Annotated in this window: 15 protein-coding genes and 1 pseudogene; 10 read left to right on the top strand and 6 right to left on the bottom strand. The window is 57.9% G+C overall.

All coding sequences use genetic code 11. The annotated features are described in order from the left end of the window. The first annotated feature begins 17 nt into the window (after positions 1-17). The 5 genes and pseudogenes from FHK95_RS00245 to FHK95_RS20395 all read left to right on the top strand — a co-directional run bounded on the left by FHK95_RS00245 (position 18) and on the right by FHK95_RS20395 (position 5,955). Complete coding sequence (locus tag FHK95_RS00245) at positions 18-2,360, top strand: DUF1631 domain-containing protein (protein ID WP_150302585.1); 2,343 nt, start codon at positions 18-20, stop codon at positions 2,358-2,360. 51 nt (positions 2,361-2,411) lie between these two features. After that, a complete protein-coding gene (gene ampD / locus FHK95_RS00240; protein ID WP_150302584.1) occupies positions 2,412-3,011 on the top strand; it encodes a 1,6-anhydro-N-acetylmuramyl-L-alanine amidase AmpD in 600 nt (199 codons plus the stop codon). Then, on the top strand, positions 3,008-3,826 hold the full coding sequence (gene ampE / locus FHK95_RS00235) for a regulatory signaling modulator protein AmpE (RefSeq protein WP_150302583.1): 819 nt from the start codon (positions 3,008-3,010) through the stop codon (positions 3,824-3,826). Before ampD ends, ampE begins: the two co-directional genes overlap by 4 nt. A gap of 146 nt (positions 3,827-3,972) precedes the next feature. Beyond that, a pseudogene (locus FHK95_RS20400) lies at positions 3,973-5,100 on the top strand (HAMP domain-containing protein); the annotation flags it as partial. Positions 5,101-5,241: 141 nt separating this feature from the next. Beyond that, on the top strand, positions 5,242-5,955 hold the full coding sequence (locus FHK95_RS20395; protein ID WP_408003580.1) for a methyl-accepting chemotaxis protein: 714 nt from the start codon (positions 5,242-5,244) through the stop codon (positions 5,953-5,955). A gap of 51 nt (positions 5,956-6,006) precedes the next feature. On the opposite strand, the gene FHK95_RS00225 is transcribed toward FHK95_RS20395, so the two are convergent. The 3 genes from FHK95_RS00225 to FHK95_RS00215 all read right to left on the bottom strand — a co-directional run bounded on the left by FHK95_RS00225 (position 6,007) and on the right by FHK95_RS00215 (position 8,591). Beyond that, positions 6,007-6,570 (bottom strand): cob(I)yrinic acid a,c-diamide adenosyltransferase, encoded by a 564-nt coding sequence (locus FHK95_RS00225; RefSeq protein WP_150302582.1) that lies wholly within the window; start codon positions 6,568-6,570, stop codon positions 6,007-6,009. 140 nt (positions 6,571-6,710) lie between these two features. After that, positions 6,711-7,625 (bottom strand): 2-dehydropantoate 2-reductase, encoded by a 915-nt coding sequence (locus tag FHK95_RS00220; protein ID WP_150302581.1) that lies wholly within the window; start codon positions 7,623-7,625, stop codon positions 6,711-6,713. Then, positions 7,626-8,591, bottom strand: coding sequence for a GGDEF domain-containing response regulator (locus tag FHK95_RS00215; protein WP_150302580.1), 966 nt, complete (start codon positions 8,589-8,591; stop codon positions 7,626-7,628). 110 nt (positions 8,592-8,701) lie between these two features. Between FHK95_RS00215 and FHK95_RS00210 the strand changes: the two genes are divergently transcribed. From FHK95_RS00210 to FHK95_RS00200, 3 genes are all read left to right on the top strand, one after another. Further along, on the top strand, positions 8,702-9,187 hold the full coding sequence (locus FHK95_RS00210; RefSeq protein WP_150302579.1) for a YajQ family cyclic di-GMP-binding protein: 486 nt from the start codon (positions 8,702-8,704) through the stop codon (positions 9,185-9,187). 28 nt (positions 9,188-9,215) lie between these two features. Continuing rightward, on the top strand, positions 9,216-10,091 hold the full coding sequence (locus tag FHK95_RS00205; protein WP_150302578.1) for a mechanosensitive ion channel family protein: 876 nt from the start codon (positions 9,216-9,218) through the stop codon (positions 10,089-10,091). A 274-nt stretch (positions 10,092-10,365) separates the two neighbouring features. After that, positions 10,366-10,881 carry a hypothetical protein gene (locus FHK95_RS00200; RefSeq protein WP_178114663.1) on the top strand — a complete coding sequence of 172 codons (516 nt, stop codon included), beginning with the start codon at positions 10,366-10,368 and terminating at the stop codon, positions 10,879-10,881. Positions 10,882-10,983: 102 nt separating this feature from the next. Here the strand turns inward: FHK95_RS00200 and FHK95_RS00195 are convergent, their stop codons facing one another. Both FHK95_RS00195 and FHK95_RS00190 read right to left on the bottom strand, forming a co-directional pair. Further along, entirely contained in the window at positions 10,984-12,351 is a 1,368-nt protein-coding gene (locus FHK95_RS00195) for an AmpG family muropeptide MFS transporter (RefSeq protein ID WP_150302577.1), read from the bottom strand. Then, positions 12,344-12,733: an MGMT family protein gene (locus tag FHK95_RS00190; protein ID WP_150302576.1), complete on the bottom strand. Its 390-nt coding sequence runs from the start codon at positions 12,731-12,733 to the stop codon at positions 12,344-12,346. Before FHK95_RS00190 ends, FHK95_RS00195 begins: the two co-directional genes overlap by 8 nt. 41 nt (positions 12,734-12,774) lie before the next feature. On the opposite strand from FHK95_RS00190, the gene FHK95_RS00185 reads away from it, so the two are divergent. Next, positions 12,775-13,788 (top strand): DUF481 domain-containing protein, encoded by a 1,014-nt coding sequence (locus FHK95_RS00185; protein WP_178114662.1) that lies wholly within the window; start codon positions 12,775-12,777, stop codon positions 13,786-13,788. A 36-nt stretch (positions 13,789-13,824) separates the two neighbouring features. Here FHK95_RS00185 and FHK95_RS00180 read toward each other — a convergent pair whose 3' ends face one another. Beyond that, positions 13,825-14,583, bottom strand: coding sequence for an SDR family oxidoreductase (locus FHK95_RS00180; protein ID WP_150302574.1), 759 nt, complete (start codon positions 14,581-14,583; stop codon positions 13,825-13,827). Positions 14,584-15,086: 503 nt separating this feature from the next. Here FHK95_RS00180 and FHK95_RS00175 point away from each other — a divergent pair. Then, on the top strand, positions 15,087-16,490 hold the full coding sequence (locus FHK95_RS00175) for a DcaP family trimeric outer membrane transporter (protein ID WP_206668510.1): 1,404 nt from the start codon (positions 15,087-15,089) through the stop codon (positions 16,488-16,490). Positions 16,491-16,631: the final 141 nt, after the last annotated feature.

Genomic DNA, 16,631 nt, shown 5'->3' with positions numbered 1-16,631 from the left:
CCGCCAGGAGTTTTAAGATGTCCAAGGATCGCAATGTTATTCCGATTGGTACGGATTCCCGGCGAGTCTCGCAGCCAGTTGCGCGTCCCTCTCTGCTCCCGGCGTTGCTGCAAAGCACGCGTGACCAGGCTGTGGTGTTCTATAAGTCGGCCCTCGCCGAGCTCTATGATAAGGCCGATGACAGTCTGTTCGAGCTCGCCGATAAAGCGGGCAGCAATGCCGAACAGGGCATGTTTTTTGAAGTCATGCGCACGCTGCGCCTCAAGCGCGGCGTGCTGATCGGCAGCTGCGCTGATGGATTGCTCGAGAAGTTCGACCAGTTAGGTCGAGGGGCGCCGCCCCCTGACGAAACACCGCAACCCTTTGCTGTCGATAGCCTCAGCCTGGTTCAGCCAGACGACCTCGAGCAGTCCGTCGCGCTCGACGGCATGGTCGGGCGCGCTGCTGCGCGAAACCAGCTCGCGTTGCAGCATCTGGCCATGCGAATCAATAGCCTCTCGAAGTTGCAGGTTAACGAGCAGAACAATCCACTGAGCCCGTCGGTCCTGGCAGAGTTGTTTGCAGACAGCTTCGCCGCGCTTGATCTGGATATAAAGGTGCGGTTGATCATCCTCAAGCTCTTCGAGCGTCATCTGTGTAACCGGCTGGATGACCTGTACGCAGAGGTGAATGCACTGCTGATCCAGGCCGGCATCCTCCCCGATCTGAAGCTTGGCAGCGTTCAACAGTCGCGGCCGGCGTCGCCTGTCATCCGGCGCGACGCCGCGCCAGGTGATAGAGGCACCAGTCGAAATCCAACGCCAGCTGATGGCTTTGGCTCTGGCGCATCGGCGAGTCATCAGGAGGTGCTATCGGTTTTCAGCCAGCTTATCGGCAGCTGGCGTCATGCGAGCGGCGATACGGCGTTGTCCAATCCGGGTGTGATCGGTGCCGAGCCGATGCAAAGTGACGAGTTGCTCGATCTGCTTGCACACCTGCCCGCCGAGCAAACCCAGGCCGGTGGTCGCGATATACGCCAGAATGTCTACCAGCAACTGGACAGCCGCCGGCATGCCACAGGCAAGGCGCAAAGCCTGGATCGCGTCGATGACGACGTCATCAGTCTGGTGTCCATGCTGTTCGAATTTATTCTGGACGACGAACATCTGCCCACCGCAGTCAAAGCGCTGGTGGCGCGGCTTCAGCTTCCGGTACTGCGCGTGGCGATTGCAGACAAGGAATTTTTCAGTCTGTCCCGACACCCCGCGCGGCGTTTACTCAATGAGCTTGCGCGCGCCACGGTCGGCTGGAATGACCAGGACGATTTGCGACGTGATCAGCTGTATATCCTGCTGGAGAACATGGTCGCACGCCTACTGATCGAGACCTGTCCCTCGGCCGAGCTGTTCGATGATCTGCATGCGGAGCTCGCCGGTTTCGTCAAGGTCGAGCAGCGCCGTTCCGGTCGCCTGGAGCAGCGCACGCGCGATGCCGAGGAAGGCAAGGCGAAGGTGGAGGCAGCGCGCGCTCAGGTCGCCGACCAGCTCAACGCCTTGTTGCTGGGTCGAACCTTACCGGTAACGGTTGTGGCCACGTTGCGGGACACCTGGAGCCAGGTCATGCAAATGACCTGGCTGCGTCAAGGCCCGGATTCGGATGCCTGGCGCGGAGCAATGGATACCGCTCAGCGGCTGGTTGCGAGCGTAGAAGCGCCGGCCGAGGGCAGGGGGCTCGGGGAGCTGACCGCGGACAATCAGAACGTACTGCGTGACGTTGCCGAAGGCTTACAACTGATCGGTCAGGATGAGCAGCAGAGCGCACCGCTGCTGGGGTTGTTGTCAGAACTGCAATGTGCCGCTGCTGAGGTGTTGCGGACCGCTGTTGAACCAGCAAGGCAGCCGCAGGAGGGCCCCGTCCCCGCTCAAAGCCCACTGCGTTCTGCGGCACGTATCTTCCGCAGCGCACAGCCACAGCCTGCGCCTAGCGCCGCGGCAGCTGCCATTACTGAAGCCGTGCATATCGCCGATCCGGTGCTCGAGTCAGCCTGTGTGGAAGAGCGCATCGAGCTGGTTACCGACCTGCCGAGTGCGAACGCTATCAGCTGGGTGGCGGGGTTGCATGCCGGAAGCTGGTTTGAACTGAATCCCAGTGAGGGGCAGCCGGCCCAACGCTGCAAGCTGGCTGCCATCATCAGCTTCAGCGGCAACCATATTTTCGTCAACCGCAGCGGTGTGAAGGTGGCGGAATATCGGACCCAGGCCTTGCAGAAACACTTCGACCTTGGGCTGATCCAGCTAGTGAATGACAACCAGCTGTTCGACCGTGCACTGGAATCGGTTATCGGCAACCTGCGTCAGCTGCAATCCGGCAGGTCCCGATAGTCACAGCGGCAGCATGCCTGCTAGCATGGCGTTTTTTGCCGGTGGGATAGCATGCTCAGAGTTGCGCAGGATGGATGGCTGGCCCAGGCACGTGCATTACCCTCTCCGCATTGCAATGCGCGGCCGGTGGGTGAAACCATTTCCTTGCTGGTGATCCACAATATCAGCCTGCCGCCGGGACAGTTTGGCGGCGGCTTTGTGCAGCAGCTCTTTGCCGGCGAGCTGGATCCGCACTGCCATCCGTATTTTGCATCGATTTCTTCCATACGCGTGTCGGCGCACTTTCTGATCGAACGAGACGGATCACTGTTCCAGTTCGTATCCTGTCTGGACCGTGCCTGGCATGCCGGGGCTTCGCGTTTCGGCGGCCGCCCCGAGTGCAATGATTACTCGATAGGTGTTGAGCTCGAAGGGACCGATACAGAACCCTATACGCCCGCGCAATATGCCGCGTTGATCGAGCTGACCAGAGCCTTGCAGGCTGCCTATCCGGCAATCACGCCCTATCGGATTACCGGTCATGAGTTTATCGCCCCAGGCCGCAAGACCGACCCCGGGTCGGCATTCGACTGGCGTGGGTATCTGCGCGCTCTGACTGGCCATCTCGACACGCCCCATTTCGCCCCAACCACTCAACGGAGCCCCGCATGAATTTCCTGGTCTTGCTGCTCGTTGCCATCATTTTACGTTTCACCCCGTGGCGCGGCGGTTTTCCGATCGATGTCCTCGGCTACTGGTCCGACTGGGTGGCACGCGTCACACAAGGGCGTTCGAGCTGGCTGTTTCTGATGCTGCTGATGTTGCCGTTACCGCTGCTGGGCATGGTGCTCTGGCTGGTCACCGGCATTGCCTATGGCGTATTCACCTTGATTCTCCACACGTTGCTGGTGCTGCTGTGTGTCGGTCGCTCAGATCCGTTGGGGAGTATGACCACTGCCGTCGGTGAGGCATGGCAGCGTGGCGACCATGAGGCCGCCAGCGTGTTGGCCGAACGCGATTTCGGCGTGCTGGGGGATGATTCAACCGAGCTGTTGCAAGGGCTGCGCGGGCGCATGGCGGCAGAAGCCTGTCATGGCTATTTCGTTCCGGCCTTCTGGTACGTGCTGCTCGGACCGCTGGTAGCGGTAGGCTATCGCCTCGCCTGGCTGGCGAGTCAGCGTAGTGATAGCGGCGGAAAGGCCTTTGCAGGGGCGCTGGCGCACGCAGTGGAATGGTTGCCAGTGCGCCTGATGGGGCTGAGTTTCGCGCTGGTCGGGCACTTCGATGCGACTCTGCATGTGCTGCGGCGCGTCCTGCTGCAATGGGAGCCGCGGACGGTGCAGCTGGCGCAGTGGTTCACCACCGCCGCGTTGACCGAGGACCCTGCAGCGCCTGCACTGCAGCCGCTGGATGTGATGCGCACTTTCCTGCTGCGCGCTGTGCTGGTGTGGGCGGTAGTGATCGCCTTTATTTCTCTGATGGGCTAAAGAGTCTTGGCTCAGGGCCGATAGTTCTGGTGCACTCGCCGCGTTGGTTGTGGCGGCAATCCGTCCGCGCGCCTTGAATTCGCCTGACACCATCTGTCCCAGGGAGAAATACTGTGAATACCCTCTTGGCTCCTGCCATAGCGCTTATGAACAGACTCCGCTACGGCATGAAATTCTGCCTGATCAGTCTTCTGTGTTTTGTTCCCCTTGGCACCATGGTGGGATTCCTGGTATTTCAGCAGTTCGAACGCGTGCAATCGACAGAGCGCGCCTTGGACTCCATCGGGCTGATGCGTCAGATGGTGATTGTCCTGCAGGACGCCGAAACGCTGCATGATCTGGACGAAGTGAATTATCAGTTCGGCCCGGGCGATAAGGCTCAATCTCTGGATCAGCGCACCCAGACCCTGCGCACGAAAATCATCGGCGAGCTGCAAGGTCTGCAGCTGGATGCGGCTGACCCACTCGCCGCGGAACTGATTGAGGCGCGGGATTTGCAGGTTGATGCCTATGGCCGCATCGCTGAGGCATCATCGCGCAACCGCGCGGATATGTCGGCACAGGCGTACGGTGGGGTGCGCTCGCTCTTGTCGATGATGGCGGGTTACGCGGGCTTGTCGCAGGATTTCGATCCTGCAGTGCGTCAAGTGACGTCGGTGTTGGTGGACGTTGTGCCCGAGGTCACGGGCACCCTGGCTCAAGGTCGCCGGCTGGGCTCAATTGCCCTGGGTCAGGGCTACCTGAGTTCTGATGGCAGTCGTGCGATGGACAGTCTGCTGGACAAGATTCCCCGGTTAACGACTGACTATGAGCAAGCCCTGGGGTTGATCGATCAGCAGGTGCTTTCCGAGCTCAGCGTTCCCGCTGAAGCCAGCGTGACGAGCATTGCCGACAGCTCGCTAGTGTTTGAAGACCGGATCATCTTCTCCAGCGATCTGTCCGGCGACTGGAGCGCCTATTTCGGGCAAATCAGTGCCGAAATCGACAAGAGTTATGAGCTTGGCGGCGCCATGGTCGAAGTGTTGCACGACAAGCTCGAGCAGCGTCTGGCGAGTAACTGGCAGGCCATGCTGCTGCTGATTGGAATCATGCTCGGATTGTTTCTGCTGATCACCTATCTGTATGCCGGCTTCTATGTTTCCACGCGACAGACCATCGGGCGGCTCTCGGAGCTCATGACCAGGGTTGCCGGTGGCGACATGACCGTGAGTACCTCGGTCGACAGCCGCGATGAACTCGGTGCGCTCACGCGGGATTTCAATGAAACGATTGCGCGCATTCGGGAGCTGATCCAGCGGGTCAGCGCGACCTCTGGCCAGGTATATGAGCAGTCGCAACAGGTCGAAAGCATCTCCGCGCAGAGCAGTGGGGCGGCGACCGATCAGCGAAGTCAGATTGAGCAGGTGGCCACGGCAATGAACGAAATGGCCGCTACCTCGCAGGAAGTGGCGCGCAGTGCAGCTTCGGCGGTGGTTAATGCTGAGCAGGTGAACACCGAAACGCTTAATGGCCGGCGTCTGGTCGAGAGTTCTGTGGACGGGATCGAAAGCCTCGCCGGGGAGATAGAAAAATCCGTCGCGGTGATCAATCAGCTGGCGGAAGACAGTGTCTCTATCAGCCGCGTTCTGGATGTGATCAAGGGGGTTGCTCAGCAGACCAATCTGCTGGCGCTGAATGCGGCGATTGAGGCAGCGCGGGCCGGCGAGCAGGGCCGTGGCTTTGCTGTCGTCGCTGACGAGGTGCGCACGCTGGCGCAGCGTACGCATCAATCGACTGAAGAGATCGAGCAGATGATCGGCCGTCTGCAGGGTGGCGTGTCGGCGGCGGTCACGGCGATGGACGCCAGCCATAGCAAGACTGCAACGGCGGTGGACGCTTCGCTGCAGGTGCAGGCTGCTCTCGACAACATAGCGCGCGCTGTCACCCAGATCGTCGACCAGAGCCAGCAGATTGCCGCTGCGGCGGAAGAGCAGACCGCGGTAAGCCACGATATTGATCAGAACATTGTGCAGATCAACCAGACGGGCGAACGCACGGCGCAGGGCGCCTCGCAAACCGAGGAGTCCAGCAAGCGCATGGGCGCCCTGGTGAAGGAGCTGCAGGCCATGCTGGGCGCATTCCGCGTCTGAGCCCTTCTAGCCGACGCGTTGGCGTTGCTCCGCGACGTCAGCAGCGCCTGGTTATTGTGGTTTCGGTTTCGGTTCCCAGAGCACTTCCGATGTGTTTTGTAGCCGGGCAATGGTGCGGGCGACGACAAACATCAGGTCGGAAAGCCGGTTGAGATATATCAGCGCCTGTTCGTTTACTGTTTCTTCGGCCGCCAGGGTGATGTTGCGTCGCTCGGCTCGGCGGCAGACGCCGCGCGTCTGATGCGCCTGGGCGATGGCGCGGGAGCCGCCGGGCAGAATGAAGTTGGTCAGCGGTTCCAGTGTTTCGTTGAATCCGTCGATCAGTTCCTCAAGCCGGGTGACGTCCGCTGCATCGATGATATTGCAGCCAGGCACAGCAAGCTCGCCTCCCAGGTCAAACAGGCGATGCTGGATAGGCGCCAGGGTGTCGCACAGTTCATTCAATCCATCGCTCTCTAGGTCGGCGAGTAACAGCCCCAACTGGCTGTTCAGTTCGTCAACGCAGCCGATTGCTTCGATGCGGGGGTGGTCCTTGTTCACACGACGGCCGTCAGCCAGACCGGTTTTGCCGGCGTCACCGGTGCGTGTGTAGAGTTTGCTCAGGCGAAAGCCCATGTTGAAAGCCTCTGAATATTGGTTCGCCCGCAATGAACGCTGGCGTCGGAACCGCCAGCCTAGCGCGATTTGCTTCGATGACAAGCCCCGGAGCTACTGTGATTAAATCGCAAGCCCTGACGTAAGGCAGTAGAGCCTGATCAGTCCGCTGGCAAGCCGAGTGAGATGAGCCGATCGCCCAGGTCGGTGTAGAGCTGACCCAGGATCGGCAGTTTCAGATTGGCAGCCTGTGCCTGCCTGACGGCGTAGCCGAGAATGAAGTCGATCTCCGTGCGCCTTCCGGCATGTACGTCCTGGCGCATTGACGAGCTATTAGCAGCGGTATTGCTGATGACCTGCTGTATGACAGTGTTCAGCTCTTCCAGAGCAAGCGAGCTGCCATAGTGAGTCAGTAGCTGATGCAGTTCCGGAATGAGCTGATCCAGCCGGGCTCCAACGTGACGCGGTACCTCTCCGTTGGGGCAGTCATACAGCACTGTGAACGGGTTGATGGCACAGTTGATCGCCAGTTTCTGCCAGAGTACCTGCTCGATGTCTGCTGTCCATTGGCAGGCGATCTCCGCCGCATTCAGATCATTCAGCCAGCTGGGCGCGTCGCCGCCTGCGGGGTCGCCGATACGGTTAATTCCTTTGCCGGCCCACACAACCTGACCAGGACCGCTGATCCAGGCGCCGTCGGTCACACTTGCATAGAGCACGCGTTGCGCTGGGTAACTCAGGCTGGCGGCCTGCTGGCTGCCGAGTCCGTTCTGCAGCATGAGGATCTGTGCGCCAGCCTTGAGGCGCGGGGCAATACTCGCCAGTGCTGTCTGTGCGGAATAGGCTTTGGTGGCAATGATGAGGATATCGATAGCGTCACCCGCCGAGGCCAGCTCGGCGGACACTTCAATGTGCGAGTGTTGGATCCCATCCGTCAGGCCAACCAGTTGATGCCTGTCGTGCCAAGCATCCAGAGCAGCCTGGTCGCGCAGAATCAGACGGCAGGGCTTGCCTGCCCGAGCGAGACGGGCGGCCCATAACAGGCCGAGACTCCCAGCACCCAGTACATGAAACATCTAGATCGGCGTGGTACGTCTGACTTCCGTGATCAGGTTGGTGGCGTAGGCATCTTCCAGATGCTGCTCGACTGATTCGAATAGTGCTTCTGGCTCTGGCATCGCTTGATGTGCGACCACCGACCCAAGGGCCATGCCGGCTCGTACGCTCAGATAACCCTCAGCCGTCTTGAACGCTTTGAGATTGAGGCCATCGTGCAGGCGCCTGAAACTGTTCGGTTTGCATTCGTTGGGGTCTTCGACCAGCGTCACGATGGCGAAGGTGTTATCGCCCACCCGTGCGATAACATCTGCCGGCCTGACCAGTTGTTGCAGCCGCCTGGCGATGCCCTTGAGGAGCTCGTGTTTGACGGTTTCGCCATGCTGCTTGTGCATTTCCTCAAGATTCTGCACGCCAAGTATTACCAGGCAACAGGCGCCGCCCCGCGAATCAACATTGCGGATAGCATCGGCGAGGCGACGCAACAGATAGCGGCGGTTGCCCAGCGCTGTCTGCGTGTCGATAAGGTTATGTGCTTCCAGCTGGGCATTGTTGTCGGCCATGAGCTGGTTTTCTTCGAGCAGCCGATTAATCAACTGCGAGATGCGGTCTGCGGCATAGATGCGCGGGAGAAGTTGCTCATTCATGGCGGATTTGCTGATAAAATCATCTACGCCGCGATCAAAGGCCTGCCCCAGAACGTTGTCGCCTTCACGCGCTGTCAGCAATATTACATAGGTGTAATGGCTGCTCTGCTCGTCGACCTGGCGGATGCGCGTGGTGAGTTCGAGCCCGTCCATTTGTGGCATCAACCAATCCGCAATCATCACGCTTGCAGGGATTTGCTCGTGCATGGCCAAAGCGTCCATAGCCGAGCTGGCGTAGCGGATGTTGATATACCCGGCTCGGGTAAGGGCGTGGCCTATGACGGCACTACTGAACTTGGTATCGTCCACCACTAGAATGCTGAGTTGCGGATTGGGCATGGCTGTGCTCCCTGCAGCTGACTACATGTTCTCTGACGTTATAATGCCATGAGAGCATATCCGTTGTTCGGCCCGTTATGTCATAAAAATCACATTTATTCGAGGTAAAGATGCCGTCTTTTGATGTCGTGTCCGAATTGGACAAGCATGAAGTCACCAATGCTATAGACAACGCCATGAAAGAGCTTGACCGCCGTTATGACCTGCGCGGAAAAGGGGATTTCGTGTTCCGCGAGAAGGATCTGACGGTCAATCTCACCGCCGATGCAGAGTTCCAGCTGGAGCAGATGCTGGAGATCCTCAAGATGAATCTCACTAAACGCAATATCGATATCAAGTGTGTGGAGATTAAGCCCCACTTCGCTTCTGGTAAACAGGTGAAACAGGACGTCATCCTGCGCGAAGGCATCGACAAGGAGATGGCCAAGAAAATCGTTGCGCTGGTGAAAGAATCGAAGATCAAGGTTCAAGCCGCTATTCAGGGCGAGCAGGTGCGTATCACCGGCAAGAAGCGAGACGACTTGCAGCAGGCCATGGCCGTGCTGAAAGGGACGACGCTGGAACTTCCGTTGCAGTTCAATAATTTCCGTGATTGATCACGATTGACTTAGGGATCCTTATTTAATGGACGATATGATTATTCAGCTGGAAGAACTCCAGGACGCCTGGCTGCCTCTGGTAATGCAATACGGCAGTCAAGTACTGCTGGCGCTGGTAACGCTGTTCATCGGCTGGTGGATTATCGGACGCCTCACCTCCGGCGTTCAGGCGCTGATGGAGAAACGCAGTGTTGACCGTACGCTGCATGGTTTCGTGGGTGCGCTGGTAGGTATCGGCCTGAAGGTTCTGTTGCTGATCAGCGTGGCGGGCATGATCGGCATTGAAACAACATCCTTTATTGCATTGATTGGTGCTGCGGGCCTGGCGGTTGGTCTGGCCCTGCAAGGCAGCCTGGCAAACTTTGCTGGCGGCATGCTGATTATCATGCTGAGGCCGTTTCGTGCGGGTGAGTTCATCGAGGCCCAGGGGGTAATGGGCACGGTCGATAGCATTCAGATTTTCCACACGGTACTCAAGACGGCAGACAACAAGACGGTAATCGTGCCCAATGGCAGTCTGTCTAACGGCAACATCATTAACTATTCACGTCAGCCAACACGCCGGGTGGACCTGAATATTGGTATCGGCTATGACGATGACGTGAAGAAAGCCAGGCAGATCCTGCTTGGTCTGGCTGCGGCGGATGAGCGTGTGCTCAAAGATCCCGAGGCAGCAGTCTGGCTGGTTGCGCTGGGTGACAGCTCGGTCAACCTGTCGCTGCGCATGTGGGCGAATAATGCCGATTACTGGGGCGTGTTCTGGGATATTCAGGAGCTGGCCAAGGAGCATTTCGATCGCGAAGGCATTACGATTCCATTCCCTCAGCGCACGTTACACGTTATGGCCCCGGCCCCGGCCGCGGCCGCCAAGCCGGAAACCGCCACAGCCACGGCAGACTGATTTCCAGCTGTAGTGCGTATCTGAACCATAGGCCCGGCTTGGCCGGGCTTTTTTTGGCCTGTTCCACATCCATCATTTTGCCGTTATGTCTGCAGCATGAGTCAGTTCAAGCGTTCGTGTTCTTCATACTTCACCTGAGGAGTCAGGGCTAAGCCGATGACCAGTCGTGCCAATATGCAAAAAAATATGAACAGGGCTCTGGTCTGCTTGTCAGACAGTACACGCAGTGGATTCCGCTGCGAGATTACAACCTTACTGAACAAAGGGCAGAGACATGAAAAAACTCTTTAAAACCTCATTGCTTCTTGCGGCGATGGTGCCAGCAGTTGCGCTCGCCCAGCCGTCGGCCGGGGATCAGGAAATCACCCTGGGTGGTGCAGGCGGCAGCGACAAGGACTTCGACGATTCAGCTATCTCAGTGCAGGGTAGCTGGGGCCAGTATCTCAGCGAATCCTCCCTGTGGGGTGTTCGTCAAACCGTCAACGCACGCGATTCTGAAGGCGAAAGTGTCCAGTGGGATGGTTCTACCCGGGTTTTCTATGACTATCACTTCGGTAGCGGCAATGGTCGGCCTTTCGTGGGTGCCAGCGTAGGTGGTATTTACGGTGATGGCGTAGACGAAACCTTCATTCTCGGTCCGGAAGTAGGCTATAAGCATTGGCTGAACGATTCTACCTTCGTTACCGGTATGGTCGAGTATCACTTCCTGGTTGACAGTGCTTCCGATGTAGATGATCGCTATGACGACGGCGCATTCTTCTACAGCGTCGGTCTCGGCTACAACTTCTGATCGACTCCTGCTGATCGACCCTAAAGCGGCGCCTGTCCAGGCGCCGCTTTTTTTTCTTCATGATCTCTCGCTTTGCCCCGTTCTGAATCCCTTCTGCGCGCTTCAATCGATCCCTGGTCGCCGTAATTTGTCGGGATGAGCCTTCTTTATCAGTAATGCCGCCAGAATAATGGCCGGTAGCCCGGTAAAGGACGTCAATACGAAGAAGCTGACCCAACCGACGTTGGCAGCGAGCAACCCGGTAAATCCGGCGGCGAACTGGCCGGGCAGCGTCATTAGCGAGCTGAACAGTGCGTACTGGGTAGCCGTATAGGCGGTGTTGGTCAGACTGGACAGGTAGGCAATGAACACCGATATCGCCAACCCACCGGTAATGTTGTCCGCAATGATTGCCAGCACCAGTCCATAGGTTTCCGGGCCTATGAACGCCAGCCAGGCGAAGGTGAGATTGGTCGCAGGCGCCATAAAGGCCGTCAGCAGCATGATGGGCGCGATGCCATAGCGCGCCACCAGCAGGCCGCCTAATGCGGCCCCCAAAAGCGTCATTCCCAGTCCAAAGGCCGCCGCAATGTTGGCGATCTCAGCTTTGCTGAAGCCCAGATCCAGATAAAACGGGTTCGCCATGACGCCCATGAATATGTCACTGATACGAAAGGTGGCGATGAAAGCCAATATTAGTAACGCGACCTTGCCGTAGCGCTGAAAGAACTCAGCGAAGGGGCAGACCATCGCGCCTATGAACCAGGCCGTCAGGTTGCGTCGCCAGCCCTGGTGGACGGTGCTGGCAAGGTACGCCTGGACACGCTGTTCCAGTGCATAGGTGCCCTGGGTGACCTGTACCTCAGGCTCGGCAATCACCAGCGTAGTGATCATTCCGACCCCCATCAGCAGGGCCATGCTGCCGTAGGCGAGCGTCCAGCTGTCCATGTTCGCCAGATGCAAGGCCCCGGCACCTGCGGCCAGCAGTGCGACGCGGTAACCGGTCACGTAGGTCGCCGCCATTGCCCCCTGGCGGTGCTTGGCCTCAGCCTCGACACGGTACGCATCGATGGCCACGTCCTGCGTGGCCGAGCCGAACGCTACCAGCACCGCGCAGAACGCGACGAATTGCAGATGCTCCCGCGGGTCGGTGACGGCCATGCCGAATAGCCCGGCTGCAATGATGCACTGTGCGAGTAGCATCCACGCCCGACGGCGACCAAACCAGCGCGTCAGCAAGGGCAGGGCGGCGCGGTCGATAAAGGGCGCCCACAGGACCTTGATGGAATGCGCCATGCCGACCCAGCTGAGAAAGCCAATGGCGGCCAGCTCTACGCCAATGTCCTTCAACCAGGCGCTGAAGGTGCCGCCCACCAGCAGCAATGGCAAGCCTGCGGAGAATCCGAGAAACAACATGCCGAGCACGCGGGGCTTGAGGTAGACGCGCAAGCCTTCGTGGGACTCGACCTGCTCGGCCGAAGAGTTACTCATGAGATTCCTGTGATTGTTCTGATGAATCGGGCCAGCCAAAGCGCGCCATGTTAACCCGATGGTTGATAACTGCTACACCTTCGCTTTGCAGGCGCTGTTTTTGCTCTTCTCCGGCTGCAGAGCATGGCGATAGTGACAGCTGGCCCCGACTGTTGACCACCCTGTGCCAGGGCAGATTACTGCCCTCGGGCAGTTGCGCCAGCCAGCGCGCCGTTAAGCGCGCCCCGCGTCCAAGGCCGGCGAGCTGCGCCAGGCGGCCGTAACTGGTGACGCGGCCGGGCGGAATAGTGGCCAGTATCTGCCAGAAATGTTCCCGCGGGGTGAGGAATTCGTCAGCTGCATTGGGCTTTGTCGTCTTCACTGGCAATCGCTTCTCATTCATGGATAATGGCGCCTTTTACGCTCTATTTGAAGGTTATTCTGATGTTATCGTGCCGCTATGCTGCTGCGTTTCTGTTGTGTTTTCCCGTGTTTGCGAATGCTGACACCGTCTGGCTGGATAACGGGGATCGCCTCACTGGAAAGATTGAACTGCTGGACCGGAAGCGGCTTGTTATTAAAACCGAATTTGCCGGTGAAGTGACGGTCAAGGTTGGTCGGATTCGTACGATGGAGACCACTACGCCGATGCTGGTCAAGACCGAAGATCATGCCGAGCGGGCGCTCGCGATCAGAACCTCCGAGACAGCTGGCAATGTATTGGTATTCAACGGCTTGCCGGATCCGATCGAGATGCCACTGGCTAACATTATCCAGCTCATGGAGCCGCAGCCATTTATCGAGGATTGGCTGTTGGAGGGTAACGCCGATCTGTCCTTCGATATGAAAGACGCCTCGCAGGATGAGGAAGACCTCGCCTTCCGGTTCAATACCCGCGCGCGGCACGGTGACTGGCGTCATGATCTGGACGCCAACTTTGAACGTGACTACCGCGATGATTTGCGCAGCCGCCACGTGCTCCAGACTGAATACGACCTGAGCTGGTTCTTCGGCGAGCAGTGGTTCTGGCAAACCAGTCTTGATTACGAGCGCGACCATATTGGTGATATCGCTCGACGTGCACAAATCGGTGCGGGTCCCGGTTATGAGTGGTGGAACACGACGCTCTCACGCTTCGAGACTTCGGCGCGACTCGATCATCTGCGGCTGAAAGAGCGCAGCGGAGTAGAAAATGAATTTGAAGCGCTGGGTCTCGAGTATGACTACCGCCGATTCATGTTCGGTAAGCGCGTGGAGGTGTTTCACAACACTGAAACCCAGATCCCCGATGACCGCGACGTTAAATACATCCTCGATACCGAGTTGGGTATTCGCTACATGGTCAATAGCTGGGCGTCGCTGAGTCTGCTGACCGAGTGGGATTATATCGAGAGTGATAATGCCGAGCAGGCATTGAATGAAAAGCGCTACCGCGTGGGATTCGGGGTGAGCTGGTAGGCCGGCTGGTGCCGGCCTGAAAGTTCGACCTGGCAGTTAGAGCCGCAGGCCGCCGTCCAGCTCGAGAATACGACCGGTGAAATAGTCGTTTTCAAACAGATAGGCGGCGGAGTGGGCAATCTCGTTGGGTTGTCCCATGCGCTTGAGAGGGATGCCAGCAGTCATCTTCTCGAGTGCTTCGGGTTTCATGCTGGCAGTCATCTCGGTTTCGATGAAGCCCGGTGCGATGGCTGCTACCCGGATGCCATGGCGAGCCAGTTCTTTAGCCCAGCCGACGGTCATTGCAGCTACTCCGGCTTTTGCCGCTGTGTAGTTTGTCTGGCCGATGTTGCCGGCGCGTGCGATAGATGAAATGTTGATAATCAGTCCTTGGCTGCCGAGCTCGACCATCTTGACTGCCACTTCACGCGTGCTCAGGAATACGCCGGTCAGATTGACGTCGATAACCGACTGCCACTGAGTCAGACTCATTTTCTGAATCTCGCCGTCCTTCTTCTTGAGCAGCAGTCCGTCGCGCAGGATGCCTGCGTTGTTGATCAACCCATTGATAGTGCCGAAGTCGTTCGCGACCTGGCTGACCATCTCAACTACCTGTTCTTCGTTGGCCACGTTGCATACATATCCACGGGCGTCACCACCTGCGGATTTACAAGCAGCGACTGCTTCGTCCAGGCGGTCCTGACCAAGATCGACCAGGGCAAGGCGTGCGCCCCGAGCAGCCAGATATTCAGCCATGGACCGACCCAGCCCTTGACCGCCGCCAGTAACGATAATAACGCTGTCTTTCAATTGCATTCCGGGTATTCCCCTATCTGTTTTGATAAAGCGAGCAGGTTTGAATCGTCGTCGCTCGCGTTCAAGCGCTGAGCACGCAACCGGCATGCTTATGTCGGCTCCCTGGGCATTCCCGCTTGCCCTATCTTTAATACGTGTTCGGCTGGCCATCCTGTTTAGCCCGCGCAGGATGCATTATTTTCCGCAACGAGTGAACGCCAAATATTCAGAATCCCCATCGCAGGATCAATGGGTTGGGCGTTGGACTTATGTCTATCTAACCGAAATGACTACGGACTCTATGATGGGCCGCGCGTTGAAATACATGGACTATCATATAGAACAGCAATGTCGCTCAGTAAAATCTTGTATTAATGCTTGTTGATTAGATCCGTATTAACTATATTCACGGCGGAAATACGTACTGCCTGATGGAATGATTGCAATAAGTAGTTCCGCACTGCGAAACATGTCGCGTAGTTTCGGCGGCAGGGTTCACCATCAATAATCACAACGAGGTTGCGATGAAAACAACAAAGGCGTTGTTCGCCACTAAGCCACTGGCAAAAGCTATTGCCTGTCTGAGCGTTCCGGTCATGTTGCTGGGCGCTGCACCGGCGTTTGCGCAGAATTCCGAAATCGAGGAGCTGCGTCGTCAGCTCAAGGCGCTGGAAGCGCGAATCGAGCAAAGCACCGCACGTGCCGAAGCCGATGCTGCCCAGGCGCGGGAAGAGGCTGCTCAGGCCCGTGCCGAGGCACGTGAAGCCCGTGCGCAACTGGCATCGACCCGTGACGAGCCGCGTCCAGAGACAGCCAAGGCAGATACCGACTACATCGTGCGCGATGGCAAGGGTATCAAGATCGGCAACACGACAGTTACCGTTGGTGGCTTCATTAAGGCCGACGCAGTGCTTGGCTCCGGTGGTGACGGCAGTGCCAACAACCGTACGCTTGGACAGGCCACGAACTTCGCTAACTTTGCGGACCCGACCCTCGGTAACCCGGATGAGTGGCGGTTTGGCTCCAGTATCCGTGAAAGCCGCATCGGTCTCCGTACCAGTACTGCGGACGTCAACGGCCATGACCTGATTACTTACCTCGAAATGGACTTCCACGGCTCGGAAGACGGCGCCAACGAGTTCGTTTCCAACAGCTATAACCCGCGTATTCGTTTGGCTTATGCCCAGTGGGCGGATTGGACTGTGGGTCAGGACGTGACTACCTTCAGCGAGTTGTCAGCCCTGCCCGAAATTCTGAACCAGGGCAAGATGGCGGCGTTTATTTACGCCCGTCAGCCGCTGCTGCGCTATGGCATGGATGTTCCGGGTGGTCGCCTGTTTGCCGCGATTGAGAACCCCGAAGATGGTGGCTTCGATCAGGCTTACCCTGACGTAGTGCTGCGTTATCAGGTCAAGAATGATTATGGTGTGTTCGCTCTTGCGGGCATGGGGCGCACGCTCGAAGATGACAACGAGCGCTCGCTCGAGGGCGCTGTATCGTTGTCTGCTCGCATCCCGACCATCGGCAACGATAATCTCCGGTTGCAGTACAGCTACGGAGCTCTGGGTCGCTATGCTGGGCTGAGAACCTTTGGTGATGTCGTTGCTGCCCAGGATGAGCTGGTGCCCATGGTTTCACACGGGACTACAGTGTCTTATCAGCGGCATTGGGCACCCAAGTGGCGCTCGAACCTGTCGTTGTCGCATCTTGAGGTGGAGACAAATGTTGATCGAGTTGGTCTAGGCACTACAGCAACAGCTAATAGATATTTTGACACGTCTTCATCCGCACACCTCAACCTGCTATACCAAGCAACTAACACCATTACTCTCGGTCTGGAATATGCGTACTGGGACTTCGGCATAGTCGATGATTCTGGCTCCAACCAGTATGAGCAGGTTATGGCATCAGCTAAGTTCGACTACTGATAGTCCGGTCGTAGCCTAGCTACGGCGACGGATTACTTGCTCCTCGGCTCGTGATGAGTCGGGAGAGCAAGTCCAAGACCTGAGTCCGGTATATACCGGGCTCAGGTTTTTTTTTGCCTACCGGGAGGTGCTTGTCATGGG

It is taken from the genome of Pseudomonas saliphila, from assembly GCF_008638345.1.
GTDB lineage: Bacteria > Pseudomonadota > Gammaproteobacteria > Pseudomonadales > Pseudomonadaceae > Halopseudomonas > Halopseudomonas saliphila.
Note: the sequence above shows the minus strand (reverse complement) of the source record. Positions and strands in the feature narration are given on the sequence as shown.